22 protein-coding genes and 1 pseudogene are annotated in these 24,196 nt (G+C 70.5%); 1 reads left to right on the forward strand and 22 read right to left on the reverse strand.

Annotated elements, in window-relative coordinates; genetic code table 11:
- From metH to pyrR, 17 genes and pseudogenes are all read right to left on the reverse strand, one after another.
- Window positions 1-2,528 (reverse strand): methionine synthase (gene metH, locus ASC99_RS03425; protein ID WP_057228461.1); only part of this gene is annotated, 2,528 nt, incomplete at its 3' end.
- On the reverse strand, window positions 2,525-3,508 hold the full coding sequence (locus tag ASC99_RS03430) for a carbohydrate kinase family protein (protein ID WP_057228100.1): 984 nt from the start codon (window positions 3,506-3,508) through the stop codon (window positions 2,525-2,527). The genes ASC99_RS03430 and metH, both read right to left, overlap by 4 nt.
- Window positions 3,509-3,552: 44 nt before the next feature.
- Window positions 3,553-4,755, reverse strand: a 1,203-nt coding sequence (gene metK / locus ASC99_RS03435) for a methionine adenosyltransferase (protein WP_235583001.1), incomplete at its 5' end; no start/stop codon positions are given.
- Between the two features lies 1 nt (window position 4,756).
- A pseudogene (locus ASC99_RS41870) lies at window positions 4,757-4,941 on the reverse strand (S-adenosylmethionine synthetase N-terminal domain-containing protein); the annotation flags it as partial.
- 130 nt (window positions 4,942-5,071) lie between these two features.
- The gene (gene coaBC, locus ASC99_RS03440; protein ID WP_057228104.1) at window positions 5,072-6,289 is read right to left on the reverse strand and encodes a bifunctional phosphopantothenoylcysteine decarboxylase/phosphopantothenate--cysteine ligase CoaBC; all 1,218 of its coding nucleotides are present in this window, start codon (window positions 6,287-6,289) and stop codon (window positions 5,072-5,074) included.
- A gap of 149 nt (window positions 6,290-6,438) precedes the next feature.
- Window positions 6,439-6,705, reverse strand: coding sequence for a DNA-directed RNA polymerase subunit omega (gene rpoZ, locus ASC99_RS03445; protein WP_057228106.1), 267 nt, complete (start codon window positions 6,703-6,705; stop codon window positions 6,439-6,441).
- Between the two features lie 59 nt (window positions 6,706-6,764).
- On the reverse strand, window positions 6,765-7,322 hold the full coding sequence (gene gmk, locus ASC99_RS03450) for a guanylate kinase (protein WP_057228108.1): 558 nt from the start codon (window positions 7,320-7,322) through the stop codon (window positions 6,765-6,767).
- A gap of 72 nt (window positions 7,323-7,394) precedes the next feature.
- A complete protein-coding gene (mihF, locus tag ASC99_RS03455; RefSeq protein WP_057228110.1) occupies window positions 7,395-7,721 on the reverse strand; it encodes an integration host factor, actinobacterial type in 327 nt (108 codons plus the stop codon).
- 282 nt (window positions 7,722-8,003) lie between these two features.
- A complete protein-coding gene (pyrF, locus tag ASC99_RS03460) occupies window positions 8,004-8,837 on the reverse strand; it encodes an orotidine-5'-phosphate decarboxylase (RefSeq protein ID WP_057228112.1) in 834 nt (277 codons plus the stop codon).
- 10 nt (window positions 8,838-8,847) lie between these two features.
- Window positions 8,848-9,807, reverse strand: coding sequence for a dihydroorotate dehydrogenase (locus ASC99_RS03465; protein ID WP_057228114.1), 960 nt, complete (start codon window positions 9,805-9,807; stop codon window positions 8,848-8,850).
- Window positions 9,807-10,661 carry a dihydroorotate dehydrogenase electron transfer subunit gene (locus ASC99_RS03470; RefSeq protein WP_057228116.1) on the reverse strand — a complete coding sequence of 285 codons (855 nt, stop codon included), beginning with the start codon at window positions 10,659-10,661 and terminating at the stop codon, window positions 9,807-9,809. The genes ASC99_RS03465 and ASC99_RS03470 overlap by 1 nt, the downstream gene beginning before the upstream one ends.
- Window positions 10,662-10,759: 98 nt before the next feature.
- Window positions 10,760-11,857 carry a quinone-dependent dihydroorotate dehydrogenase gene (locus ASC99_RS03475; RefSeq protein WP_057228118.1) on the reverse strand — a complete coding sequence of 366 codons (1,098 nt, stop codon included), beginning with the start codon at window positions 11,855-11,857 and terminating at the stop codon, window positions 10,760-10,762.
- 73 nt (window positions 11,858-11,930) lie between these two features.
- The gene (carB, locus tag ASC99_RS03480; protein WP_057228120.1) at window positions 11,931-15,239 is read right to left on the reverse strand and encodes a carbamoyl-phosphate synthase large subunit; all 3,309 of its coding nucleotides are present in this window, start codon (window positions 15,237-15,239) and stop codon (window positions 11,931-11,933) included.
- A 2-nt stretch (window positions 15,240-15,241) separates the two neighbouring features.
- Window positions 15,242-16,417, reverse strand: coding sequence for a glutamine-hydrolyzing carbamoyl-phosphate synthase small subunit (gene carA / locus ASC99_RS03485; protein ID WP_057228122.1), 1,176 nt, complete (start codon window positions 16,415-16,417; stop codon window positions 15,242-15,244).
- The gene (locus tag ASC99_RS03490; RefSeq protein WP_235502912.1) at window positions 16,414-16,920 is read right to left on the reverse strand and encodes a hypothetical protein; all 507 of its coding nucleotides are present in this window, start codon (window positions 16,918-16,920) and stop codon (window positions 16,414-16,416) included. The genes carA and ASC99_RS03490 overlap by 4 nt, the downstream gene beginning before the upstream one ends.
- A 50-nt stretch (window positions 16,921-16,970) precedes the next feature.
- Window positions 16,971-18,314, reverse strand: coding sequence for a dihydroorotase (locus ASC99_RS03495; protein ID WP_369824376.1), 1,344 nt, complete (start codon window positions 18,312-18,314; stop codon window positions 16,971-16,973).
- A gap of 45 nt (window positions 18,315-18,359) precedes the next feature.
- Complete coding sequence (gene pyrR, locus ASC99_RS03500; RefSeq protein WP_057228129.1) at window positions 18,360-18,968, reverse strand: bifunctional pyr operon transcriptional regulator/uracil phosphoribosyltransferase PyrR; 609 nt, start codon at window positions 18,966-18,968, stop codon at window positions 18,360-18,362.
- 307 nt (window positions 18,969-19,275) lie between these two features.
- Here pyrR and ASC99_RS03505 point away from each other — a divergent pair, with 307 nt between their 5' ends.
- Window positions 19,276-19,779 (forward strand): transcriptional regulator, encoded by a 504-nt coding sequence (locus tag ASC99_RS03505; protein WP_057228131.1) that lies wholly within the window; start codon window positions 19,276-19,278, stop codon window positions 19,777-19,779.
- A 70-nt stretch (window positions 19,780-19,849) separates the two neighbouring features.
- Here ASC99_RS03505 and ASC99_RS03510 read toward each other — a convergent pair whose 3' ends face one another.
- The 5 genes from ASC99_RS03510 to ASC99_RS03530 all read right to left on the reverse strand — a co-directional run bounded on the left by ASC99_RS03510 (window position 19,850) and on the right by ASC99_RS03530 (window position 24,143).
- Window positions 19,850-20,716 (reverse strand): hypothetical protein, encoded by an 867-nt coding sequence (locus tag ASC99_RS03510; protein WP_057228133.1) that lies wholly within the window; start codon window positions 20,714-20,716, stop codon window positions 19,850-19,852.
- A gap of 287 nt (window positions 20,717-21,003) precedes the next feature.
- Entirely contained in the window at window positions 21,004-21,822 is an 819-nt protein-coding gene (locus ASC99_RS03515) for a thioesterase family protein (protein ID WP_057228135.1), read from the reverse strand.
- A 128-nt stretch (window positions 21,823-21,950) separates the two neighbouring features.
- Window positions 21,951-22,391 (reverse strand): transcription antitermination factor NusB, encoded by a 441-nt coding sequence (gene nusB / locus ASC99_RS03520; RefSeq protein WP_057228136.1) that lies wholly within the window; start codon window positions 22,389-22,391, stop codon window positions 21,951-21,953.
- 2 nt (window positions 22,392-22,393) lie between these two features.
- Window positions 22,394-22,957 (reverse strand): elongation factor P, encoded by a 564-nt coding sequence (efp, locus tag ASC99_RS03525; protein WP_057228138.1) that lies wholly within the window; start codon window positions 22,955-22,957, stop codon window positions 22,394-22,396.
- Between the two features lie 73 nt (window positions 22,958-23,030).
- A complete protein-coding gene (locus ASC99_RS03530) occupies window positions 23,031-24,143 on the reverse strand; it encodes a Xaa-Pro peptidase family protein (protein ID WP_057228140.1) in 1,113 nt (370 codons plus the stop codon).
- Window positions 24,144-24,196 lie beyond the last annotated feature (53 nt).

Consider the following 24,196-nt stretch of genomic DNA (forward strand, 5'->3'; position numbering starts at 1 on the left):
TGGGAGGCCTCGGCATGATCTTGGTAGATCTCGTGGAGGTCCTGTTCGACGTAGGCGCGGGTGAGGGCGGCGCCGCCGAGGATGACGGGGAAGTCGGCGGCGAGGTGGCGTTGGTTCAGTTCTTGGAGGTTCTCTTTCATGATGACGGTGGATTTGACGAGGAGGCCGGACATGCCGATGACGTCGGCGCGGTGTTCCTGGGCGGCGTCGAGGATGGCGGAGACGGGTTGCTTGATGCCGAGGTTGACGACGGTGTAGCCGTTGTTGGAGAGGATGATGTCGACGAGGTTCTTGCCGATGTCGTGGACGTCGCCCTTGACGGTGGCGAGCACGATGGTGCCCTTGCCCTCATCGTCGGACTTCTCCATGTGGGGTTCCAGGTGGGCGACGGCGGTTTTCATCACCTCGGCGGACTGCAGGACGAACGGCAGCTGCATCTGGCCGGAGCCGAACAGTTCACCGACGACCTTCATGCCCGCSAGCAGGGTGCCGTTGACGATCTCCAGGGCCGGACGCTGCGTCAGGGCCTCGTCCAGGTCCGCTTCCAGGCCCTTGCGCTCACCGTCGACGATGCGGCGCTGCAGCCGCTCCTCCAGTGGCAGAGCGGCCAGCTCCTGCGCCTTCGACTCCGCGCTGGAGGCGACGCTGACGCCCTCGAACAGCTGCAGCAGGCGCTGCAGSGGGTCGTATCCCTCCGTGCGGCGGTCGTAGACCAGGTCGAGGGCGACCGTGCGCTGCTCGTCGGGGATGCGGGCGATGGGGAGGATCTTGGAGGCGTGCACGATCGCCGAGTCCAGGCCGGCTTCGACGCACTCGTGCAGGAAGACGGAGTTGATGACCTGTCGGGCGGCCGGGCTGAGGCCGAAGGAGATGTTGGACAGGCCCAGGGTGGTCTGCACGTCGGGGTGGCGGCGCTTGAGTTCGCGGATCGCCTCGATCGTCTCGATGCCGTCGCGCCGKGACTCCTCCTGGCCGGTGCCGAGGGTGAAGGCCAGGCAGTCCACCAGGATCGAGCCCTCATCGACGCCGTACTCGSYGGTGAGCTGGGTGATCAGGCGCTCCGCGATCGCCACCTTCGCGTCGGCGGTGCGGGCCTGGCCCTCCTCGTCGATGGTCAGTGCGATCAGGCCGGCGCCGTGCTCGCGGGCCAGCGAGGCGATCCGGCCGAAGCGGGTGTCCGGGCCGTCACCGTCCTCGTAGTTCACCGAGTTGAGCACCGCCCGSCCGCCGAGGGCCTCMAGGCCGGCGCGCAGGACGTCGGGTTCGGTGGAGTCCAGCACGATCGGCAGSGTGGAGGCCGTCGCCAGGCGCCCGGCGATCTCCTTCATGTCCGCCACGCCGTCACGCCCGACGTAGTCGACGCACAGGTCSAGCAGGTGGGAGCCGTCGCGGATCTGCTCGCGGGCGATCTCCACGCAGGCCTGCCAGTCACCGGCGAGCATCGAGTCGCGGAACTTCTTCGACCCGTTGGCGTTGGTCCGCTCGCCGATCGCCAGGTAGGAGGTGTCCTGACGGAACGMCACCGGCTGGTACAGCGACGCCGCCGACGGCTCAGGCCGCGGATCACGCGCCGTCACCGGGCGGCCCTGCACCCGCTCCACCACCGCCCGCAGATGCTCCGGCGTCGTCCCGCAGCACCCGCCSACCAGGGACAGGCCGTACTCGCGGGTGAACGTGTCATGCGCCTCCGCCAGCTCGGCCGGGCTGAGCGGGTAGTGCGCACCGTCCTTGCCCAGCACCGGCAGACCCGCGTTCGGCATGCACGACAAGCCGATCTTCGCGTTCTTCGCCAGGTAGCGCAGGTGCTCACTCATCTCCGCCGGACCGGTGGCGCAGTTCAGCCCGATGTAGTCCACACCCAGTGGCTCCAGGGCGGTCAGCGCCGCACCGATCTCCGAGCCCAGCAGCATCGTGCCGGTGGTCTCCACCGTCACCTGCACCAGCACCGGCAGATCCAGCCCCGCCGCCGCCAACGCCCGCTTCGAACCCAGGATCGCGGCCTTCGTCTGCAGCAGGTCCTGGCTCGTCTCCACCAGCAGCGCATCCGCACCACCCGCAATCAGACCCGCCGCATTGCGCTCGAACCCATCCCGCAGCAACTCGTACGGGGCGTGGCCCAGCGTCGGCAGCTTCGTCCCCGGACCGATCGAACCCAGCACCCAACGCGTACGCCCGTCGGCAGCGGTGAACGCATCGGCGGCCTCACGCGCGACCCGCGCACCCGCCTCCGACAGCTCGAACACCCGCTCAGGGATGTCGTACTCCGCCAGCGCCGCGTGGTTCGCACCGAAGGTGTTCGTCTCCACACAGTCCACACCCACCGCGAAATACGCGTCATGCACCGCACGCACAATGTCCGGGCGGGTCAGATTCAGCACCTCGTTGCAACCCTCGAGCTGCTCGAAGTCCTCCATCGAAGGATCCTGCGCCTGCAACATGGTGCCCATCGCACCATCAGCCACCACCACACGCGTGGCAAGAGCATCACGCAACGCATCCGCACGACCCTGGTGCTGACCGGCGGTCATACGGCTGCCGCCAGGTGCGGGGCGAGCAGGGCGACGGCCTGCTCGCCGTAGCCGGCCCGGAGGCGGTCGGCCAACTGGCCGGGGAGCACCCGGTAGTCCTGGGTGCCGACGGTCTCCAGGACGACGGTGGCGAGTGCGCAGCCGAGCTGCGCGGCCGGCTGCAGCGGGAGGCCCCAGCTGACGGCGGCCAGGAAGCCGGCCCGGAAGGCGTCGCCGACGCCGGTCGGGTCGGCGGAGCGCTCGGCGGGTACGGCGGCCACCTCGATCGGGTCGGCGCCGGTCTGCTCGATCCGTACGCCGCGTGAGCCGAGGGTGGTGATCCAGACGCCGACCCGGGCGAGCACCGTATCCGCTGTCCAGCCGGTGCGCTCGACCAGCAGCGCGGCCTCGTACTCGTTGGTGAACAGGTAGCGGGCGCCGTCCACCAGCCGCCGGACCTGTTCGCCGGACAGCCTGGCGAGCTGCTGCGAGGGGTCGGCGGCGAACGGGACGGCTAGCGAGACCGCCTCCTCGGTGTGACTGAGCATCGCCTCGGGGGAGTTGGGGGAGACCACGACCAGGTCGAGGCCGCCGGTCCGGTCGGCGATCCGGGCCAGTTCGATGCGGTCGGCCTCGGCCATCGCACCGGCGTAGAACGAGGCGATCTGGTTCTGGTCCAGGTCGGTGGTGCACATGAACCGGGCGGTCTGCCGGGTCTCGGAGACGTGCACCGACTCGGTGTCCACGCCGTGCTCCTCCAGCCAGTGCCGGTACTCGGCGAAGTCGTTGCCGACCGCGCCGGCCAGCACCGGCCGGAGGCCGAGGCCGCCGAGCCCGAAGGCGATGTTGGCGGCCACCCCGCCCCGCCGTACCTCCAACTGGTCGACCAGGAAGGAGAGTGACACCGTGTCGAGACGGTCGGCGAGCAACTGGTCGGTGAACCGGCCGGGGAACTGCATCAGGTGGTCGGTGGCGATCGAACCCGTGACTGCGATGCGCACGGTGGTTTTCTCCTTACGAGTGGTGGGGTGGACGGGGGACGTGGTCAGACGCCGACGGCGTCGCGGAGCTTCTGGACGCGGTCGGTGCGCTCCCAGGTGAAGTCGGCGTCGTCCCGGCCGAAGTGGCCGTACGCCGCGGTCTTCGCGTAGATCGGCCGCAGCAGGTCCAGGTCGCGGATGATCGCGGCCGGACGCAGGTCGAAGACCTCCGAGACGGCWGCCTGGATCTTCAGGACCGGCACCGTCTCGGTGCCGAAGGTCTCCACGAACAGGCCCACCGGCTCGGCCTTGCCGATCGCGTACGCGACCTGCACCTCGGCCCGCGAGGCRAGACCGGCGGCGACGATGTTCTTCGCCACCCAGCGCATCGCGTACGCCGCCGAGCGGTCCACCTTCGACGGGTCCTTGCCGGAGAACGCACCGCCACCGTGCCGGGCCATCCCGCCGTACGTGTCGATGATGATCTTGCGGCCGGTCAGACCCGCGTCACCCATCGGGCCGCCGATCTCGAASCGSCCGGTCGGGTTCACCAGCAGSCGRTAGCCCTCGGTCACCAGCTTGATGCCGTCGTCCGCCAGTCGCTTCAGCTCCGGCTCCACCACGAACTCCCGGATGTCCGGGGTGAGCAGCGACTCCAGGTCGATGTCACTCGCGTGCTGCGAGGACACCACCACSGTGTCSAGSCGGACSGCCTTGTCGCCGTCGTACTCGATGGTGACCTGCGTCTTGCCGTCCGGGCGCAGGTACGGAATCTGCCCGTTCTTSCGCACSKCSGACAGCCGCTTGGCGAGCCGGTGSGCCAGCGTGATCGGCAGCGGCATCAGCTCAGGGGTCTCGTCGCTGGCATAGCCGAACATCAGGCCCTGGTCGCCSGCGCCCTGCTTGTCGAGGTCGTCCTCGTCACCCTCGACCCGCGCCTCGTGCGAGGTGTCGACACCCTGCGCGATATCGGGYGACTGCGCACCGATGGACACCGACACACCRCAGGAGGCACCGTCGAAGCCCTTCTTCGACGAGTCGTAGCCGATCTCCAGGATCTTCTCCCGGACCAGCTGCGCAATCGGCGCRTACGCCTTGGTGGTGACCTCACCGGCRATGTGCACGAGGCCGGTGGTGATCAGCGTCTCGACGGCGACCCGGGACTTCGGGTCGGCCGCGAGAAGCGCGTCCAGGATGGTGTCGCTGATCTGGTCAGCGATCTTGTCGGGGTGTCCCTCGGTGACGGACTCCGAGGTGAACAGGCGGCGNTACGCCTTGGTGGTGACCTCACCGGCAATGTGCACGAGGCCGGTGGTGATCAGCGTCTCGACGGCGACCCGGGACTTCGGGTCGGCCGCGAGAAGCGCGTCCAGGATGGTGTCGCTGATCTGGTCAGCGATCTTGTCGGGGTGTCCCTCGGTGACGGACTCCGAGGTGAACAGGCGGCGAGACACAGCGCTCCCTGGGGTTGCAGCGGCTGCTGACTGAATGCCCGGTTTGTCCGGGCATCCGGAAAGACTCTGATCCCTGGAGTGTAACGGTCGGCAATCGGCCTGCGGCAATCCCCTCAACAAGTGAGATGGATCAGACTCCTCGGCCGAGCCGGGCCACCACGGCGTCCCAGACCGCGTCGGCCAGTGATTCCTTGGGCCCGTCGGCGATCTCGGCCTCCGTACCGTCCGCGCTGAGCAGAACCGCGGAGTTGGTGTCTTGCCCGAAGGCCTTACCCCCGCCCACTTCGTTGACGACCAGCAGATCGCAGCCCTTCCGGGCCAGTTTGGCCCGGCCGTTGGCGAGTACGTCGTCGGTCTCGGCGGCGAATCCCACCACCAGCTGGCCGGCGCGGGCCCGGTGGGCGGAGAGCTCGGCCAGGATGTCGGGGTTGCGGACCAGGGCGACCGGCGCGGGTTCCACGCCGTCCACCTTCTTGATCTTTCCGGTGGCGTACTCGGCCGGGCGGAAGTCGGCCACCGCGGCGGCCATCACCACCACGTCGGCGTCGGCCACCGCCTTCAGCGCCGCCTCGCGCAGCTCCAGCGCGGTGGAGACGTGCACCACGTCCACCCCGGCCGGGTCGGGCAGCGAAGCGTTCGCCGAGAGCAGGGTGACCCTGGCGCCCCGGGCGGCGGCCGTGACGGCCAGCGCGTAGCCCTGCTTGCCGGAGGACAGGTTGCCCAGGTAGCGGACCGGGTCGAGCGGCTCCCGGGTGCCGCCGGCCGAGACCACCACATGACGGCCGGTCAGGTCGGCGGTCAGCTCGCCGCGGGCCAGCACCCGGCGACAGGCTTCGAAGATCGCGGCGGGCTCGGGCAGCCGGCCCTTGCCGGTGTCGACGCCGGTGAGCCGGCCGACGGCGGGCTCCAGCACGATCACGCCCCGGCGGCGCAGCGTGGCGACGTTCTCCTGGGTGGCGGGGTGTTCCCACATCTCGGTGTGCATGGCGGGGGCCAGCACCACCGGACAGCGCGCGGTCAGCAGGGTGTTGGTGAGCAGGTCGTCGGCCAGCCCGTGGGCCGCCTTGGCCATCAGGTCGGCGGTGGCCGGGGCCACCACCACCAGGTCGGCCTGCTGGCCGATCCGCACGTGCGGGACCTCGTGCACCCGCTCCCAGGTCTCGGTGGCGGCCGGGCGGCCTGACAGCGCCGCCCAGGTGGCCTCGCCGACGAAGTGCAGCGCGGCGGCGGTCGGCACCACGGTCACCTGGTGCCCCGACTCGGTGAGCCGGCGCAGCAGCTCACAGGCCTTGTACGCGGCGATGCCGCCGCTCACGCCGAGAACGACCTGGGGCGGGCTGGCATTCATCGCGGGCTCTCTCTGCCGTACGGGCGGGACCAGCCCCAACCCTACGGCGCATCAGATCCGCGCCGCACCATGGCCCTGGACACACCGAGGACACACGGAAGGGCCCGCCGGAGCGAACTCCGGCGGGCCCTTCCACTGAGCGGCGTGGCTCAGGCGGCGTCGATTGCCTCGGCCGTGAGCATGCCCGCGTTGATCTCGCGCAGCGCGATCGACAGCGGCTTCTCGTGCACGTGGGTGTCCACCAGCGGGCCGACGTACTCGAGGAGACCCTCGCCGAGCTGGGAGTAGTACGCGTTGATCTGACGGGCGCGCTTGGCGGCGTAGATCACCAGGCTGTACTTCGAGTCCGTGGCCTCGAGCAGCTCGTCGATCGGCGGGTTGATGATGCCCTCGGGCGCGGTCATGGAAGAGGACACGCGAAAACCTTCCGCAAAGATGAGAAAGACAGAATGCTGATCAGATCAACATGAGCTGATCAGGCTACACCGAGCAAGGTTAGCAGTTCGGTTGCTACCTGCTCGACCGACCTGTTGACAAGGGTCGTGTCGAACTCGCTCTCGGCGGCCAGCTCGACCTTCGCGGCCTCGAGCCGACGGTCGATCACGTCCTGCGGCTCGGTGCCCCGGCCGGTGAGCCGGCGGACCAGTTCCTCCCAGCTCGGCGGGCCCAGGAAGACCAGCCGCGCGTCGGGCATCGACTCGCGGACCTGCCGGGCACCCTGGAGGTCGATCTCCAGCAGCACCGGGACGCCGTTCTCCAGCTTCTCCAGCACCGCCGCACGCGGGGTGCCGTACCGGTTCCCGGCGAAGACGGCCCACTCGAGCAGCTCGCCGTTGGCGATCAGCTTCTCGAACTCGTCGTTGTCGACGAAGTAGTAGTGCACCCCGTTCTTCTCGCCGGGCCTCGGATGCCGGGTGGTCACCGACACCGAGAGCCAGAGCTCGGGGTGCTGCTTCCTCAGATGAGCGACGACCGTGCTCTTGCCGACCCCCGAAGGGCCGGAGAGCACGGTCAGCCGCGGACGTTCACTCATGCACCGATTATCCCGGATCGCGGACGGTCCGGGCACCACCGGGTCGCGACCCGGTGTCGGTCAAGCGGTGGTTCAGGAAGCGGTGCTTCCGAACTCCCGCTCCAGGGAGGCGATCTGGTTCGTCCCGAGGCCGCGGACCCGACGGCTCTCGGAGATGCCCAGACGCTCCATGATCTGCTTGGCGCGGACCTTGCCGACGCCCGGCATGCTCTCCAGCAGTGCGGAGACCTTCATCTTGCCGATGACCTCGTCATCGGCCTTGCCCGCCTTGATCACGTCGTGCAGCGAAGCGCCGGCATGCTTCAGCTTGGCCTTCACATCGGCGCGCTTCCGACGGGCTTCGGCAGCCTTGGCGAGCGCAGCGGTGCGCTGTTCAGGGGTAAGGGGCGGAAGAGCCACGCCGTTCACCTCAGGGTGTGGAAGGAAGGGATGAGCTATGACTGGTTGGTGCCTGAAGCGCACCGATCGCAGCCCGAACCAACGGCTCTGACCTGCGAGAGCGGCAATTTTCGCCGCCCTTCGGTGACCTCCCGCCGGACACTACCCAACTTGAGGCCGCACGTCAGGAGAAGAACACGAAAAGTCCTGGTCAGCCAAGGTCGACCAGGACTTTTCCGGGCAAATCAACCGGCCTGACGGCCCGTCCGGGCAGCCGGTGTGACGCTCCTCACGTACGACGGACTACTTCACCGCGGCCGCGATCTCCTCGACGAAGCGCGCGGAGGCCGCCCGCAGGGCCGCCACCGAGGGGCCGTGCTTGAGAATGTCGCGGCTCACGCTGGGCACCACGTTGCGCACCGAGTCGCCGAACACCCGGGGCAGGTCGGCCGCCGTGGCTCCCTGGGCACCGACGCCGGGGGCCAGCAGCGGGCCGTTGATGGCGAGGTCCGCCCCGGACTCGGCCAGCGTCGCGCCGACCACCGCGCCGAACGAGCCGAGCGGCTCGGCGCCCTTGTTCTCCGCCGCCAGCCGGTTCAGCACGCCCTGGGCCACGCTCACGCCGTCGGCGCCGACCGCGCGCTGCACCTCGTGCCCCTCCGGGTTGGAGGTGAGCGCCAGCGCGAACAGGCCGCAGCCGTTCGCCCGGGCCAGGTCCACGGCCGGCTGCAGCGAGCCGAAGCCCAGGTACGGACTGACCGTCAGGGCGTCCGAGAACAGCGCGCGGTCCGGGGAGAGGAAGGCCTCGGCGTACGCGGCCATGGTGGAGCCGATGTCGCCGCGCTTGGCGTCCATCAGCACCAGCGCCCCGGCCTCCCTGGCCTCGGTGACCGAGCGCTCCAGCACCGCGACGCCCCGGGAGCCGAACCGCTCGAAGAAGGCGGCCTGCGGCTTGAGCACCGCGACCTCCCCGGCCAGCGCCTCCACCACGGTGCGGCTGAACGTCTCCAGACCGGCGAGGTCGTCGTTCAGGCCCCAGGCGGTGAGCAGCGAGGCGTGCGGGTCGATGCCGACGCAGAGCCGGCCGCGGGTCTCCAGGGCGGTGTGCAGGCGGGCACCGAAGGGAGCGAGGGTCATGGACGGCCTTTCAGCTGGCGTCAGGGCGGTGGGCGTACCCCACCGCATCGGTGAAACTGGTGAAATCCCGGGCCGCCAGCGCGGTGCGCAGCTCGTCGAGGATGCGCAGCGGGGCGGCCGGGTCGTTGAACAGGGTGGTGCCGACGGCGACACCGGAGGCCCCGGCGAGGGCGAACTCCAGCGCGTCCAGGCCGGTGCGCAGCCCGCCCATCGCGAGGATCGGGACCTGCGGGATGCGTCCGGCCAGCATCTCCGCGTGCACCTGGTACACGCAGCGGACCGCGAGCGGCCGGATCGCCGGTCCCGACAGGCCGCCGGTGATCCCGGCCAGCGCCGGGCGCATGGTGACCGGGTCGATCGCCATGCCGAGGGTGGTGTTGATCATCGAGAGGCCGTCCGCGCCGGCCTGGACGCAGGCGGCGGCGATCTCGGTGATCGAGGTGACGTCGGGCGAGAGCTTGGCGTAGACCGGCAGCTCGGCGTCGGCCACCCGGCGCACCGCCCGCACCACGTCGTAGGAGGTGGCCGGGTTGCAGGCGAAGACCAGGCCCCGGTCGACGACGTTCGGGCAGGAGATGTTGACCTCGAGGCCGATCACCCCCGGCTGACCGTTGAGCTGCTCGGCGACCTGGGCGAACTCCTCCAGCCGCTCCCCCGCGATCGACACCAGTACCCGGGCGCCGCGCTCGGCGAGCCAGGGCAGTTCGTTCTTGACGAAGTGGGCGATCCCGGCGCCCTGCAGGCCGATCGAGTTGAGCATCCCGGACGGTGTCTCGGCCATCCGGGGCGTGGCCCGTCCTGACCGGGCGTACGGCATGATCGTCTTGGTGGTGACCGAGCCCAGCTCGTCCAGCGGGACGAACTTGGCCAGCTCCCGCCCGTACCCGGCACAGCCGGAGGCGGTGGTCAGCGGGTTGGGCAGGGTACGGCCGCCGAACGGGGCGGTCAGGTCGACCTGCTGAGGCGCCATCAGCCCTGCACCCCCATCGCGGCGGCGCCTTCCAGGTCGGCGGGGACGGTACCGAGGTCCGCCCAGCGCACCCTGGCCCCGTCGAAGACCGGCCCGTCGGTGCAGGAGCGGACGAACCGGCTGACCCCGTCCTCGCCGACCACCGGCAGCACGCAGGTCATGCAGATGCCCACGCCGCAGGCCATCTCCACCTCCACGGAGGTCCAGCAGCGGGTGCCCAGCTCCTCGGCGATCCCGGTCACCGCACGCAGCATCGGCATCGGGCCGCAGGCGTGCACCACGGTGGCGTCGATCGCCTGGATCGCCTGCGCCAGGACGCCGGTGACCAGGCCGGTCAGCCCGGCCGAGCCGTCCTCGGTGACCACCAGCACGTCCTGGGTGAGCGCCCGGGCGGCCTCCACCCCGAACAGCCGCGACTCGGTGGCCGCGCCGAGGATGAAGCCGACCTGGCCGCCGCGCCGCTTGATCTCCTCGGCGAGCGGGAACAGTGGCGCGCTGCTGTAGCCGCCGGCCACCAGCAGCGCGCTGACCGGGCCCTCGGGCAGCGGGAAGGGGGTGCCCAGCGGGGCGATCAGGCTGAGGCGGTCGCCGACCCGGCTGCGGACCAACTCCCGTGTCCCCGCGCCGCGTTCGGCGACCACCAGCTCGATGGTGCCCGCCTCGACGTCGGCCCGGTGGATCGAGAAGGCCCGCCGCAACAGCATCGAGGAACCCGGCCCGCCGACCGCCAGTGCGGCGAAGTGCCCGGGCCTGACCCGGGCTGCCGCCTCGGGTGCCCGGAGCACCAGCCGCCGGTACGCCCCGGCCGGGGCGGACTCGACCACCTCGGCCTCGGTCTGAACTGGATGGGCCATCAGAACTCACCTTTCCGGCAGACTCGCGCTGCACTCTGCCAAACCGGACGACCCCCTGTCACTTCCCCGTACACCCGCCCGACCGGCGGGCACCAGTGCTACGCCTTCGCGCTGCCCACGGCCTCCGCGATCGACGTGAACCCGCTCGCCCGGAGCCGCGCCGACAGCCCCTTGTGCATCCGCCGCATCCAGAACGGCCCCTGGTAGACGAACGCGCTGTACCCCTGCACCAGGTCGGCCCCGTGCACGATCCGCTCCCAGGCGTCGTCCGCGGTCTCGATGCCGCCCACGGCGACCAGCACCAGCCGGCCCTCGGTCCTGGCCCGCAGCCGCTGCAGCACCTCCAGCGAACGCGCCTTCAGCGGGGCGCCGGACAGCCCGCCCATGCCGATCTCCTCGATCCGCGCGGCGGACTCCTGCAGCCCGTCCCGGCCGATCGTGGTGTTGGTGGCGATGATGCCGTCCAGGCCGATCTGGAGCGCCATGTCGGCGATCTCGTCGATGTCCTCGTCGGCCAGGTCGGGGGCGATCTTCACCAGCAGCGGCACGTGGTGCGGGGTGGCCCGGTCGGCCGCCCGGCGGACGTCCACCAGCAGCGGGCCGAGCGTCGAGACGGTCTGCAGGTTGCGCAGGCCGGGGGTGTTCGGCGAGGAGACGTTGACCACCAGGTAGTCGGCGTACTCCGCCAGCCGCTCGGTGCTCTTCACGTAGTCGGCGGTCGCGTCGACTTCCTCGACCAGCTTGGTCTTGCCGATGTTGACGCCGATCACCGGGGTGGAGGTGGTGTGCGGGCGGGCCTTGAGCCGGGCCGCGACCCGGGCCGAACCCTGGTTGTTGAAGCCCATCCGGTTGATCAGCGCCCGGTCCTCGACCAGCCGGAACAGCCGAGGCGCCGGGTTGCCCGGCTGCGGCTCACCGGTGACGGTGCCGATCTCCACGAAGTCGAAGCCGAGCATCGACAGGCCGTCGATGCCGATCCCGTTCTTGTCGAAGCCCGCACCGAGGCCGAACGGGCCCGGCAGGTCGAGCCCGAGCGCGGCGGTGCGCAGCGCCGGGTCCCGGGGGGCCAGCACCGCCTTCACCAGCTGCCGCAGACCGGGCACCGAGGCGGCCAGCCGGATCCAGAAGAAGGCGAGGTGGTGCGCCTTCTCCGGGTCCATCTTCTTGAAGACCAGGTCGAACAGGAGCTTGTACACGGCGAGTTGAGCCTTCCTGGACATGGGTGTGGGGGGCACCCCACTGTGCGGTGTGCCCCCCACGAGGATCTGACTACTTACGGCCCGCGTTGATCAGCGCCGCGTGCTCCTGGAGCGACATCACCCCGATGTCACCGCGCACCAGCGCCGCGCTGCCCTGGACGGCCGCGCCCATCGCCTGAACGGTCGTCAGGCACGGGACCCCGCGCGAGACGGCGGCGGTACGGATCTCGTAGCCGTCGAGCCGGCCACCGGTGCCGTACGGCGTGTTGATGATCAGGTCGACCTCGCCGTCGTGGATCAGCTGCACGATGGTCCGCTCGCCGTCCGGGCCCGGGCCCTCGCTGTGCTTGCGCACCACGGTGGACGGGATGCCGCCGCGCTGCAGCACCTCGGCGGTGCCGGAGGTGGCGAGCACCTCGAAGCCCATCTCGACCAGCGCCCGGGCCGGGAAGACCAGGTTGCGCTTGTCGCGGTTGGCGACCGAGACGAAGACCTTGCCGGAGGTCGGCAGCGCACCGTACGCGCCGGCCTGCGCCTTGGCGTACGCGGTGCCGAACACCTTGTCGATGCCCATCACCTCGCCGGTGGAGCGCATCTCCGGGCCGAGCACGGTGTCCACGCCCCGGCCGTGGATGTCGCGGAAGCGGCTCCACGGCATCACGGCCTCCTTGACCGAGATCGGGCAGTCGGCGGGCAGCGTGCCGCCGTCGCCCTCGGCCGGGAGCAGGCCCTCCTTGCGCAGCTCGGCGATGGTGGCGCCGAGCGAGATCCGGGCGGCGGCCTTGGCCAGCGGCACGGCGGTCGCCTTGGAGGTGAACGGCACGGTGCGGGAGGCGCGCGGGTTGGCCTCCAGCACGTACAGGATGTCCCCGGCCAGCGCGAACTGGATGTTGATCAGGCCCCGGACGCCCACGCCGCGCGCGATCGCCTCGGTGGAGACCCGCAGCCGCTTGATGTCGTAGCCGCCGAGGGTGATCGGGGGCAGCGCGCAGGCCGAGTCGCCGGAGTGGATGCCGGCCTCCTCGATGTGCTCCATCACGCCGCCGAGGTAGAGCTCCTCGCCGTCGAAGAGCGCGTCCACGTCGATCTCGACCGCGTCGTCCAGGAAGCGGTCGATCAGCACCGGGTGCTCGGAGATCAGACCGGCGTGCCGCTCCAGGTAGGAGGCGAGTGACGGCTCGTCATAGACGATCTCCATGCCGCGGCCGCCCAGCACGTACGACGGGCGGGCCAGCACGGGGTAGCCGATCTCGTCCGCGATCGCCTTGGCGTCCTCGAAGGAGAAGGCGGTGCCGTGCTTGGGCGCGGGCAGGCCCGCGTCGCGCAGCACCCGGCCGAACGCGCCGCGCTCCTCGGCCAGGTCGATCGCCTCGGGCTGGGTGCCGACGATCGGCACCCCGTTGTCCTTGAGCGCCTGGGCCAGGCCGAGCGGGGTCTGGCCGCCGAGCTGGACGATGACGCCCGCCAGCGGGCCCGCCTGCTGCTCGGCGTGCACGATCTCCAGCACGTCCTCCAGGGTGAGCGGCTCGAAGTAGAGCCGGTCGGAGGTGTCGTAGTCGGTGGAGACGGTCTCCGGGTTGCAGTTGACCATCACGGTCTCGTACCCGGCCTCGCTGAGTGCGAAGGAGGCGTGCACACAGGAGTAGTCGAACTCGATGCCCTGACCGATCCGGTTCGGGCCGGAGCCCAGGATGATCACGGCGGGCTTGGTGCGGGAGGCGACCTCGTTCTCCTCGTCGTAGGACGAGTAGAAGTACGGGGTCTTGGCGGCGAACTCGGCGGCGCAGGTGTCCACGGTCTTGAAGACCGGACGGATGCCCAGCGCGTGCCGCACCTCGCGGACCACGTCGGCCTTGAGGCCGCGGATCTCACCGATCTGCTGGTCGGAGAAGCCGTGCCGCTTGGCGTGCCGGAGCAGCTCCGGGTCGAGGCGCTCGGCCTCGGCCAGCTCGGCGGCGATCTCGTCGATCAGGAACAGCTGGTCGACGAACCAGGGGTCGATCTTGGTGGCGTCGAACACCTCCTGCTGGGTGGCCCCGGCCCGGATCGCGTCCATCACGGTGTTGATCCGGCCGTCGGTCGGGACCGAAGCCTTGGTCAGCAGCTCGTCCTTGTCGCCGAGCTCGCCGATCCAGGAGAACTGCGAGCCCTTCTTCTCCAGCGAACGCAGCGCCTTGTTCAGCGCCTCGGGGAAGTTGCGGCCCATCGCCATCGCCTCGCCGACCGACTTCATGGTCGTGGTCAGCGTGGCGTCGGCGCTCGGGAACTTCTCGAACGCGAACCGGGGCACCTTGACCACGACGTAGTCGAGCGAGGGCTCGAACGAGGCCGGGGTCTTCTCGGTGATGTCGTTCGGGATCTCGTCCAGCGTGTAGCCGACCGCCAGCTTGGCCGCGATCTTGGCGATCGGGAAGCCGGTGGCCTTGGAGGCCAGCGCGGAGGAGCGGGAGACCCGGGGGTTCATCTCGATCACGATGACCCGGCCGTCGTCCGGGTTGATCGCGAACTGGATGTTGCAGCCACCGGTGTCGACGCCGACCTCGCGGATGATCGCGATGCCGATGTCGCGCAGCGTCTGGTACTCACGGTCCGTCAGGGTCATCGACGGGGCGACGGTGATCGAGTCACCGGTGTGCACGCCCATCGGGTCGAAGTTCTCGATCGAGCAGACCACCACGACGTTGTCGTTCTTGTCGCGCATCAGCTCGAGCTCGTACTCCTTCCAGCCGAGGATGGACTCCTCCAGGAGCACCTCGGTGGTCGGCGAGAGGGCCAGGCCCTGGCCGGCGATCCGGCGCAGCTCGTCCTCGTCGTGCGCGAAGCCGGAGCCGGCGCCGCCCATGGTGAAGGAGGGACGGACCACGACCGGGTAACCGCCCAGCGTCTCCACGCCGTTGATGATGTCGTCCATCGAGTGGCAGATCACCGAACGGGCCGACTCGCCGTGGCCGATCTTGGCGTTGACCGCCTCGACCACACCCTTGAAGAGCTGACGGTCCTCGCCCTTGTGGATCGCCTCGACGTTGGCGCCGATCAGCTCGACGCCGTACTTGGCGAGGGTGCCGTTCTCGTGCAGCGAGATCGCGGTGTTCAGCGCGGTCTGCCCACCGAGGGTCGGCAGGAGCACGTCGGGGCGCTCCTTGGCGATGATCTTCTCGACGAACTCCGGGGTGATCGGCTCGACGTACGTGGCGTCGGCGATCTCCGGGTCGGTCATGATGGTGGCCGGGTTGGAGTTCACCAGGATGACCCGCAGGCCCTCGGCCCGCAGCACGCGGCAGGCCTGGGTGCCGGAGTAGTCGAACTCGGCGGCCTGGCCGATGACGATCGGGCCGGAGCCGATCACCAGGACGGACTTGATGTCAGTGCGCTTCGGCACGGTCAGCTCCCTGCGGTGGTGCGGGCCGGGGCGCCGGCCATCAGGTCGACAAAGCGATCAAAGAGGTAGGCGGCGTCGTGCGGACCGGCCGCTGCCTCGGGGTGGTACTGGACCGAGAACGCGGGGGTGTCCAGGCACTGCAGGCCCTCGACCACGTCGTCGTTCAGGCAGACGTGGGAGACCTCGGCGCGGCCGAACGGGGTGTCACTCACCTTGTCCAGCGGCGCCTCCACGGCGAAGCCGTGGTTGTGCGCGGTGACCTCGACCTTGCCGGTGGTGCGGTCCTGCACCGGCTGGTTGATGCCGCGGTGGCCGTACTTGAGCTTGTAGGTGCCGAAGCCCAGCGCGCGGCCGAGGATCTGGTTGCCGAAGCAGATGCCGAAGAACGGCGTCTTCTTCGCCAGCACCTCACGCGCCACGGAGACCTGGTGGTCGGCGGTGGCCGGGTCACCGGGGCCGTTCGAGAAGAACACCCCGTCCGGGTTCACCGAGTAGAGCTCCTCGACCGTGGAGTTGGCCGGGAAGACGTGCACCTCGATGCCGCGCTCGGCCATCCGGTGCGGGGTCATGCCCTTGATGCCCAGGTCCAGCGCGGCGACGGTGTACTTCTTCGTACCGATCGCCGGGACGACGTAGGTCTCCTTGGTGGCGACCTCGGCGCACAGGTCGGCGCCCTTCATCTCGGGCGCCTGCCCGACCCGGGCCAGCAGCTCGGCCTCGTCCGCCAGCGCGGGGCCGGAGAAGATGCCGACCCGCATCGCGCCACGCTCGCGCAGGTGCCGGGTGAGCGCCCGGGTGTCGATGCCGCTGATGCCGACGACGCCCTGGTTGGTCAGCTCCTCGTCCAGCGAACGCTGCGAGCGCCAGTTGGAGGGGATCCGGGAGGGGTCACGGACCACGTAACCGGCCACCCAGATCTGCTTCGACTCGTCGTCCTCGTCGTTCCAGCCGGTGTTGCCGATCTGAGGCGCCGTCATGACGACCACCTGGCGGTGGTACGAGGGGTCGGTCAGGGTCTCCTGGTAGCCGGACATGCCGGTGTTGAAGACCGCCTCGCCGAAGGTCTCGCCGACCGCGCCGTACGCCTGCCCGCGGAAGGTACGGCCGTCCTCAAGGACGAGCACGGCGGGCACTCGCTCCCGCCTGTGGCGCTCGGTGGTGGGGGCAGGTGCGGTCATGAGGTGGCCTCTTCCGTCTTCTTCGTCTTCGTCGTACGTCGTGTCACAAGGTCGTCGACCGCCTCGACCCAGGCGGTGTGCTGCTCGGCGTGGTCGGCCCGGAAGCCGGAGTCCAGCGCGGTGTCCCGGAGCTGCCAGGTGATGACGAGCAGTCCACCGGGGACCACCTTGCCCGCGATCCCGGAGTCGGTCCGGGCCGCCGTCAGGCTCTCGGCCGGGATCCAGAAGTCCACGTCACCCGGGCGACGGACCAACAGGCCCCGCTCGGTGAGGGTCAGTTCGGCCAGGCTGCGGGTGCCGAGGCCGTGCGCGACGACCCGGTCCAGCCAGTTCCCGGCGGTGGTGGAGCCGTGGTATCGGCCGGTGCTCTCCAGCAGCGCGGTGCCCGGGTCGGCGGGCAGCTCCGGCAGCGGCGGCAGGTCGGACTGCAGGGTGCGGCGCCAGTTCCAGCCCTGCCGCATCAGCCAGTAGACCAGCCCGACCAGGATCGCCAGCCCGACCATCCAGCCCAGGTAGGGGGACCAGTCGGTGATCTGTGCCTTCTCCTGCGCGATCACTTGGCCGCACCCAGCTCGGCGAGCTCGCCGGCCAGCACGGTGGCCTCGCCGCGCAGGAAGGTGGCGTGCACCCTCCCGGGCAGCTCAAGGCCCTTGAAGGGGGTGTTCCGGCTACGGGTGGCGAAGGTGTCGGCAGTCACGGTCCCACGGTAGCCGGGATCGAAGAGCACCAGGTTGGCAGGCTCGCCGACCGAGACGGGACGCCCTTGGCCGGTCAGCCGGCCGATCCGGGCCGGGCGGTGCGACATCCGGTCCGCGACGCCCTCCCAGTTCAGCAGGCCGGTCTCGACCATGCTCTGCTGCACCACCGAGAGCGCGGTCTCCAGACCGACCATGCCCATCGCGGCGACCGCCCAGGCGCAGTCCTTGTCGGCGTCCGGGTGCGGCGCGTGGTCGGTGGCCACCGCGTCGATGGTGCCGTCGGCCAGCGCGGCGCGCAGCGCCAGCACGTCGGCCTCGGTGCGCAGCGGCGGGTTGACCTTGAAGACGGCGTCCTCGGTGCGCACCAGCTCGTCGGTGAGCAGCAGGTGGTGCGGCGTCACCTCGGCGGTGACGGCCCAGCCCTGCGCCTTGGCCCAGCGGACGATCTCCACCGAACCCTTGGTCGACAGGTGGCAGACGTGCAGCCGGGCCCCGAGGTGCGAGGCGAGCAGCACGTCCCGGGCGATGATCGCCTCCTCCGCCACGGCCGGCCAGCCCGGCAGGCCGAGCTCGGCGGAGACGGTGCCCTCGTTCATCTGGGCGCCCTCGGTCAGCCGGGGCTCCTGCGCGTGCTGGGCCACCACACCGTCGACGGTCTTCGCGTACTCCAGCGCGGCGCGCATCAGCGCGGGGTCGTCCACGCACTTGCCGTCGTCGGAGAAGACCCGGACGGCGGCGGCCGATCGGTGCATGCCGTCCAGGTCCGCCAGCTGCTTGCCCTCCAGGCCGACCGTGACGGCACCGACCGGGTGCACGTCGCAGTAGCCGGAGTCGCGGCCGAGCCGGTGGACCTGCTCGACGACGGCGGGCGTGTCGGCGGTCGGAGTGGTGTTGGCCATCGCGTGCACGGCGGTGTAGCCGCCCTTGGCGGCGGCCTGAGTGCCCGTCAGGACGGTCTCGGCGTCCTCCTTACCGGGCTGGCGCAGGTGGGTGTGCAGGTCCACCAGGCCGGGCAGCACGATCAGGCCGCGGGCGTCGATGTCAACGTCGGCCTCGACGGTCAGGGCGGTGCCGATCTCGGCGATGACGCCGTCGGCGAGGTACAGGTCCTGCGGGGCGCCGCCGAGGATCTGGGCGTTACGGATCAGATAGCTGGTCACAGCTGTACTCCGGGAGGTCGGTGCGTGGGTGCCGGGCATCGCGGGCGGGCGCATCGTGCTGGGTGCTTCGTGCGCCGGCGGCCGCTACTCCCCGGAGCGCTGGGTGGCGAGGGCCTGCGAGGACCGGGCCGCGTAGTCGCGGTCCCCGACCAGGACGGCGTCCCGGCCGTCCACGTCGGAGAGCTGCACCTGGACCGCCTCGCGCAGCGAGGTCGGCAGGTTCTTGCCCACGTAGTCGGCCCGGATCGGCAGTTCGCGGTGGCCGCGGTCGACCAGCACGGCCAGCTGCACGGCGCGCGGGCGGCCGATGTCGCTGAGCGCGTCGAGCGCGGCCCGGATGGTGCGGCCGGAGAACAGCACGTCGTCGACCAGGACCACCAGCTTGCCCTCGATCCCGCCGGGCGGGATCTCGGTGTGCTCGGCCGCGCGGGCCGGCTTCAACTGGAGGTCGTCCCGGTACATCGTGATGTCCAGGGTGCCGAGCGGTATGTCGCGGCCGGTGATCTGCGCCAGCTTGGCGTGCAGCCGACGGGCGAGGTGCACCCCACGGGTGTGGATGCCGAGCAGCACGACGTCCTCCGCGCCCTTGGCGCGCTCGACGATCTCGTGCGCGATCCGGGTGATCACCCGGGCGACGTCGGTGGCGTCCAGCACCTGGTGCGGGGGACGCGCGGTGTCAGTGTGTGTGGTCATGCCGAAGCCGACCTCCTTCCCCGCCTCACTGGACGGGCTTTAAAGGATGTCTGTGGACGACCCCCGGTCGCGCCGGAAGCCACCGTCATCCTAACAGCGCGATCACCGCCGCCCGCCGCCCCGACCTGCGGGTGTCGTTCGCACGACTGCCCCATTCGGCTTGACGCAACTACTCACTCTACGTAACCTCACAGTGAGTTACGAGACGGCCGTCGAACCCATTGGTAACGCGGCCGGAAACTGCGGCTGAACCGCTCGCTGCTCGTGACGCACACTCAACGCGAAGCAATCTCGTCCGGGGAGACCAATGTCCAGCGACTACGCGAAGCAGCTCGGGGCCAAGCTCCGGGCGATCCGCACTCAGCAGGGGCTCTCCCTGCACGGCGTCGAGGAGAAGTCCCAGGGGCGCTGGAAGGCCGTGGTGGTCGGCTCGTACGAGCGTGGGGACCGCGCGGTCACGGTGCAGCGCCTCGCCGAGCTGGCCGAGTTCTACGGTGTGCCGGTGCAGGAGCTGCTGCCCGGTGGTACGCCGGGTGGCGCGGCCGAGCCGCCGCCGCGCCTGGTGCTCGACCTGGAGAGACTGACCCAGGTGCCGTCCGAGAAGGCCGGCCCGCTCCAGCGCTACGCCGCCACCATCCAGAGCCAGCGCGGGGACTACAACGGCAAGGTGCTGTCGATCCGTCAGGACGACCTGCGCACGCTGGCCGTGATCTACGACCAGTCCCCCTCGATCCTCACCGAGCAGCTGATCAGCTGGGGCGTGCTGAACCCGGACGCGCGCCGCGCGGTGCGGGACGAGGACGCCGGCTGACCTGTCGCCAGGTGCAGAAACGTCACGGCGGGGCGGGTCAGGTACCCACCCCGCCGTCGGCCGTTCCCCATCAGCAGACCGAGCCGAGGCTGAAGCCCGGCTCCGCCTGGATCCCCGCCAGCCGCGCGGTGGCCGGACGGTAGCCGGCCCCGGTGCTCTGCCAGGCCCACGAGACCTGCCGGTACTCGCCGCAGGCTCCCGCCGAGCCCTGCGTCCCGTGCAGCACCGCCGCACCCGGGAGCTCGCGGTAGAGCCCGGCACAGAGCACCGCGACCACCAGGTCGAGGTCCTCGTCGTTGATCCGCACCACGCCGTCCTCCCAGTGCAGGATCTTCGCCTCGGCGGTCAGCCTGCCCCCGGGCCCCTCCACCGCACAGCGGAACTGGTACGTCCCCGCCCCGGCCCCCACCAGCATCCGCCGGAACAGCTCGGCCGCCGACTGGTACGCCCGCTTCACCGCCGGATCGGTCTCCTCGTCCGGCTCGAACAGCCCGCCGTCCACCAGCAGATCCGCATGGCGCAGCGTCAGACCGCTCTCCCTGGCCCGGATCAGACGCGGGATGAAGTCGCCCGTCAGCTCCTCCCCCTGGTACGGCAGCAGCTGGGTCTGCAGCGGCGGATTGACCAGATACCGGTCCCGCGAGCCCGGCTCCACCGGGTCGAGCCCGTGCAGCAGGCAGAAGTCCGCGAAGTCCTCCGGGTGGAACATCCGCGCCTGCACCAGCCCGAAGGTCCGCCGCGCCTCGTCCAGCAGCACGGCGGTGTCCAGCAGATAGCTGTCGTAGTCCGCCGCCTCGGCCAGCTGCCACTCCCGCGCCCGCTCGAAGTCCGCCCGGCTGGTCAGGATGCCCGTCACGAACGCCTGCTCCTCCTGCCGGGCCGAACGGCCGGCGGCAGTGCAGCGGGAGGAACGGGGGGGGCGACCGTTGCGGCTCATCGGGGGCTCCTGGGGGTGGAGGGGTGCGTGCCCTCTACCTCCCCGCCACCCGGGGTCGCACACGTACCAGGTGTCACAGCTCTGTAACTGACGGTGAGGACGTACGGCTCCGGGCATCAGCCACCAGGGGCTCGGGGAACTGCGACGCCGACCTCGAAAAAGGTGATCCGCACGTACATGGTCAGGCACTTTCGCAGTGACCCGCACGCCAGATCTCCTCGCCCCGCGGCGGAGCCGCAAGTCAGCAGAGCCCCGAGCCCCTGGACCGTAGATGCTCAAGCGCCTGCCTACGGCCGCGGCGCCCGCGCCAGTTGGCGCGACTGTGCGACCAGCCGCCCCGTCGAGTCCCACACCTCGGCGTCCTCCTCGAAGTACCCGCCGGCCAGGTTGCGGGTCGCGTGCCTGACCCGGAGCCAGCCCGCCGCAGGGCGAGCCCGCAGATGGACCGTCAGTTCGATGGTCGGCGCCCACCCCGGCAGGCCGAGGTCGAAGGTCACCGGCGGCAGCGCGTCCGCGACCAACAGCAGCTGCAGCGGGTCGGGCTCCCGCCCGTCCGCCAGCCGGAACCAGCCCTGGATGAGCCCGTTGCCGGACGGTGCGCCGACCGCCCAGCCGACCGTCGTCGGGTCCAGCCGCAGGTCGAACCGCTCCAGCAGGGCGGCCTGCTCGATCAGCTGCGGGGGTGCGTGCTCGACCCCGATGCACTGCTCCGGCGGCGGCATCTCGAACGGCACGGCGCTCGTCCGCACCTCGCCGTCCTGCTCCGCCAGGTCCCCGTACGTGGCGAGCACCCGCAGCCGCTCCTCGCCGTCCTGGAACAGCGAGGCGGTGCCGGTCGAGAGCGAACGCCCGCGCCGTACCGACTCGGTCCGCACCTCCACCGGCCCCGGCCGGGAGGCCGAGAGGTAGTAGCCGCTGATCGAGACCGGGTCGGGGTGCTCGGGGTGCTCCATCGACAGTGCGTGGCCCGCCACCGCGAGCAGCAGGCCGCCGTTGACCCCGCCGCCGATCTGCCAGCCCTCGCCGAGCTCGCCCCGGTAGCTGCCGGGCCCGTCGTGGCTGAGGGCGATGCCCTGGTCGAACTCGCTGCGTGTCGCGGTGGTCATGGGTGGAGCCGCCCTCTCGCTAAAAAGAGTTACCCGTCGGTAGCCAAACATACGTCAGCTCCCCCACCCGACGGAACACGGAGATGCCGCCGTCCCCACGAAGGGGCGGCGGCATCTCCGACGGGGCGTCAGTCGCGACGGATGGTCGGCTTGAGCTCCAGGAAGCGGGCGAGCAGACCGTTCACGAAGGCCGGGGAGTCGTCCGTGGAGTACTCCTTGGCGATCTCGACGGCCTCGTCCAGGACGACCGCGTCCGGGACGCCGTCCTCCCAGATCAGCTCGTAGGTGCCGAGGCGCAGGACGTTGCGGTCCGCGATCGGCATCCGGTCCAGGGTCCAGCCCACCGCGTAGGTGGAGATCAGGTCGTCGATCTTCCTGGCGTGCTGGACGTATCCCTCGATCAACTGCATGGTGTACTCGGCCACCTGCGGGATGCCTTCGTCCGGCTTGGGCTCGCGCGAGCGCGCGATCCAGTCGGCGAGCACCCGCTGCGGGTCGACACCACGGTGGTCGGCCTCGAAGAGGATCTGGAAGGCCCGCGTACGGGCCTTGGTGCGCGCAGCTGACACGTTTACTTGACCCGGCCCAGGTAGCTGCCGTCGCGAGTGTCGACCTTGATCTTCTCGCCGGTGACGATGAAGAGCGGGACGGCGATCTCGGCGCCGGTCTCCAGCGTGGCCGGCTTGGAGCCGCCGGTGGAGCGGTCGCCCTGCACGCCGGGCTCGGTGTGCGAGATGACCAGCTCGACGGAGGCCGGGAGCTCGATGTAGATGGCCGAGCCCTCGTACATGGCGACCAGGGCCTCGAAGCCCTCGAGCAGGTAATCGGCGGCGTCGCCGACGACCTTCGGGTCGACCATGATCTGGTCGTAGGTGTCCGTGTCCATGAACACGAACTGCTCGCCGTCCTTGTAGGAGAACTGCATCCCACGCTTGTCGACGTTGGCGGTCTCGACCTTGGTGCCGGCGTTGAAGGTCTTGTCGACGACCTTGCCGGTCAGGACCTCCTTGAGCTTCGTGCGCACGAAGGCCGGGCCCTTACCGGGCTTGACGTGCTGGAACTCGACGACGGACCACAGCTTGCCGCCGTCCAGCTTGAGAACCATGCCGTTCTTGAGATCGTTCGTGGAAGCCACGGGCGCACTTACTCCTGGATATAGCTGTCAAGGAACCAAGGGATTGCGCGGAACCGCAACCGCCCTGGGGCGGCTACAGCGCGAGGAGCTCCTTGGTAGTGATGGTGAGCAGCTCGGGCCCGCCCTCTTCGAGGGAGCGAACCACGAGCGTGTCCTCGATCCGGACTCCACCCTTACCCGGGATGTGTACCCCGGGACCGACGGTGACCGGCACGCGATTGTCCAGTTTACCCATGTCCGCGGGCCCGAGACGCGGCGCCTCCCGGATCTCCAGACCGATGCCGTGACCGAGCGGGTGCGCAGAGCTCTCCGTGTGCCCCCCGGACTGGAGGATCTCGCGGGCCGCCTGGTCGGGTACGTGCTGCGGAACACCGGGGCCGAGCGCCTCCCGGGCGGCCCGCTGGGCCCGGAACACCAGCCGGTGCAGCTCCACCTGCCAGGGCGCCGGAGCCGCGCCGATCACGAAGGTCCGGGCGGTGGAGACGCCGTAGCCCCGGTACTGGGCGCCGAGCACCACGGTCAGGAAGTCGCCCTCCTCGACCCGGCGGTCGGTGGGCAGGTGGAACTCCTGTCCCGAGTGGCTGCCGGTGCCGACCGAGACCGGGAAGGCGGCCCGGTCCGCGCCGTGGTCGATCATGCGGCGCTCCAGCTCCATCGCCAGGTGGCGCTCGGTCCGGCCGACCAGGATCGACTCCAGCAGCTCACCGAGTGCCTGGTCGGCGATCTCGGCGGCGATCCGCAGGTCGGCGATCTCGTGCTCGTCCTTGACCACGCGCAGCTGTTCGACGGCCCGGGCCAGGTCCTTGAGGTTGACGCCCTCGGCCAGCCCGGCGACCCCTCGGTGCCGGCTGACCGTCAGGTCGTGCTCCTCGACCGCGAGATCCCGCACCCGGAGCCGGCCCGCCGCCTCGGCGGCGGCCAGCGCGGTGTCGGCGCCCCCGGCCACCGGCAGCCTGGCCACCTCGGGGTCGTCCGGCAGCAGGTGCTCACCGGTGTCGTCCGGCGGCAGGTCGTCGGGCAGCGCCAGGACGGCGCGGTCCCGGGTGAGCAGCAGGGTGGCGCCGCAGGGCGCGCAGCCGGTGAGGTAGCGGACGTTCGCAGCGCGCGTGACCAGCGCGGCGTCGGCCCCCGAGGCACTGCAGTGTTCCCTCAGCCGTTCACGCCGTGCCGCGTATGCCTCAACCATGCCCCGAGCCTAAGAACCCGTGGCCGAAGCCGCCTCCCGAGCGCACCCGATCG

Origin of the sequence: Kitasatospora sp. Root107, from assembly GCF_001424875.1 — a bacterium.
Taxonomy (GTDB): Bacteria; Actinomycetota; Actinomycetes; order Streptomycetales; family Streptomycetaceae; genus Kitasatospora.

Excerpts from the sequence above, each read along its gene's own strand:
- ASC99_RS03470 (WP_057228116.1), bottom strand. The coding sequence starts at position 10,661 with ATGGCCCATCCAGTTCAGACCGAGGCCGAGGTGGTCGAGTCCGCCCCG.
- ASC99_RS03505 (WP_057228131.1), top strand. The coding sequence starts at position 19,276 with ATGTCCAGCGACTACGCGAAGCAGCTCGGGGCCAAGCTCCGGGCGATC.
- ASC99_RS03490 (WP_235502912.1), bottom strand. The coding sequence starts at position 16,920 with ATGGTCGGGCTGGCGATCCTGGTCGGGCTGGTCTACTGGCTGATGCGG.
- ASC99_RS03530 (WP_057228140.1), bottom strand. The coding sequence starts at position 24,143 with ATGGTTGAGGCATACGCGGCACGGCGTGAACGGCTGAGGGAACACTGC.
- ASC99_RS03495 (WP_369824376.1), bottom strand. The coding sequence starts at position 18,314 with ATGCCCGGCACCCACGCACCGACCTCCCGGAGTACAGCTGTGACCAGC.
- ASC99_RS03515 (WP_057228135.1), bottom strand. The coding sequence starts at position 21,822 with ATGACCACCGCGACACGCAGCGAGTTCGACCAGGGCATCGCCCTCAGC.
- gmk (WP_057228108.1), bottom strand. The coding sequence starts at position 7,322 with ATGAGTGAACGTCCGCGGCTGACCGTGCTCTCCGGCCCTTCGGGGGTC.
- coaBC (WP_057228104.1), bottom strand. The coding sequence starts at position 6,289 with ATGAATGCCAGCCCGCCCCAGGTCGTTCTCGGCGTGAGCGGCGGCATC.
- carA (WP_057228122.1), bottom strand. The coding sequence starts at position 16,417 with ATGACCGCACCTGCCCCCACCACCGAGCGCCACAGGCGGGAGCGAGTG.
- ASC99_RS03465 (WP_057228114.1), bottom strand. The coding sequence starts at position 9,807 with ATGGCGCCTCAGCAGGTCGACCTGACCGCCCCGTTCGGCGGCCGTACC.
- pyrR (WP_057228129.1), bottom strand. The coding sequence starts at position 18,968 with ATGACCACACACACTGACACCGCGCGTCCCCCGCACCAGGTGCTGGAC.
- pyrF (WP_057228112.1), bottom strand. The coding sequence starts at position 8,837 with ATGACCCTCGCTCCCTTCGGTGCCCGCCTGCACACCGCCCTGGAGACC.
- ASC99_RS03510 (WP_057228133.1), bottom strand. The coding sequence starts at position 20,716 with ATGAGCCGCAACGGTCGCCCCCCCCGTTCCTCCCGCTGCACTGCCGCC.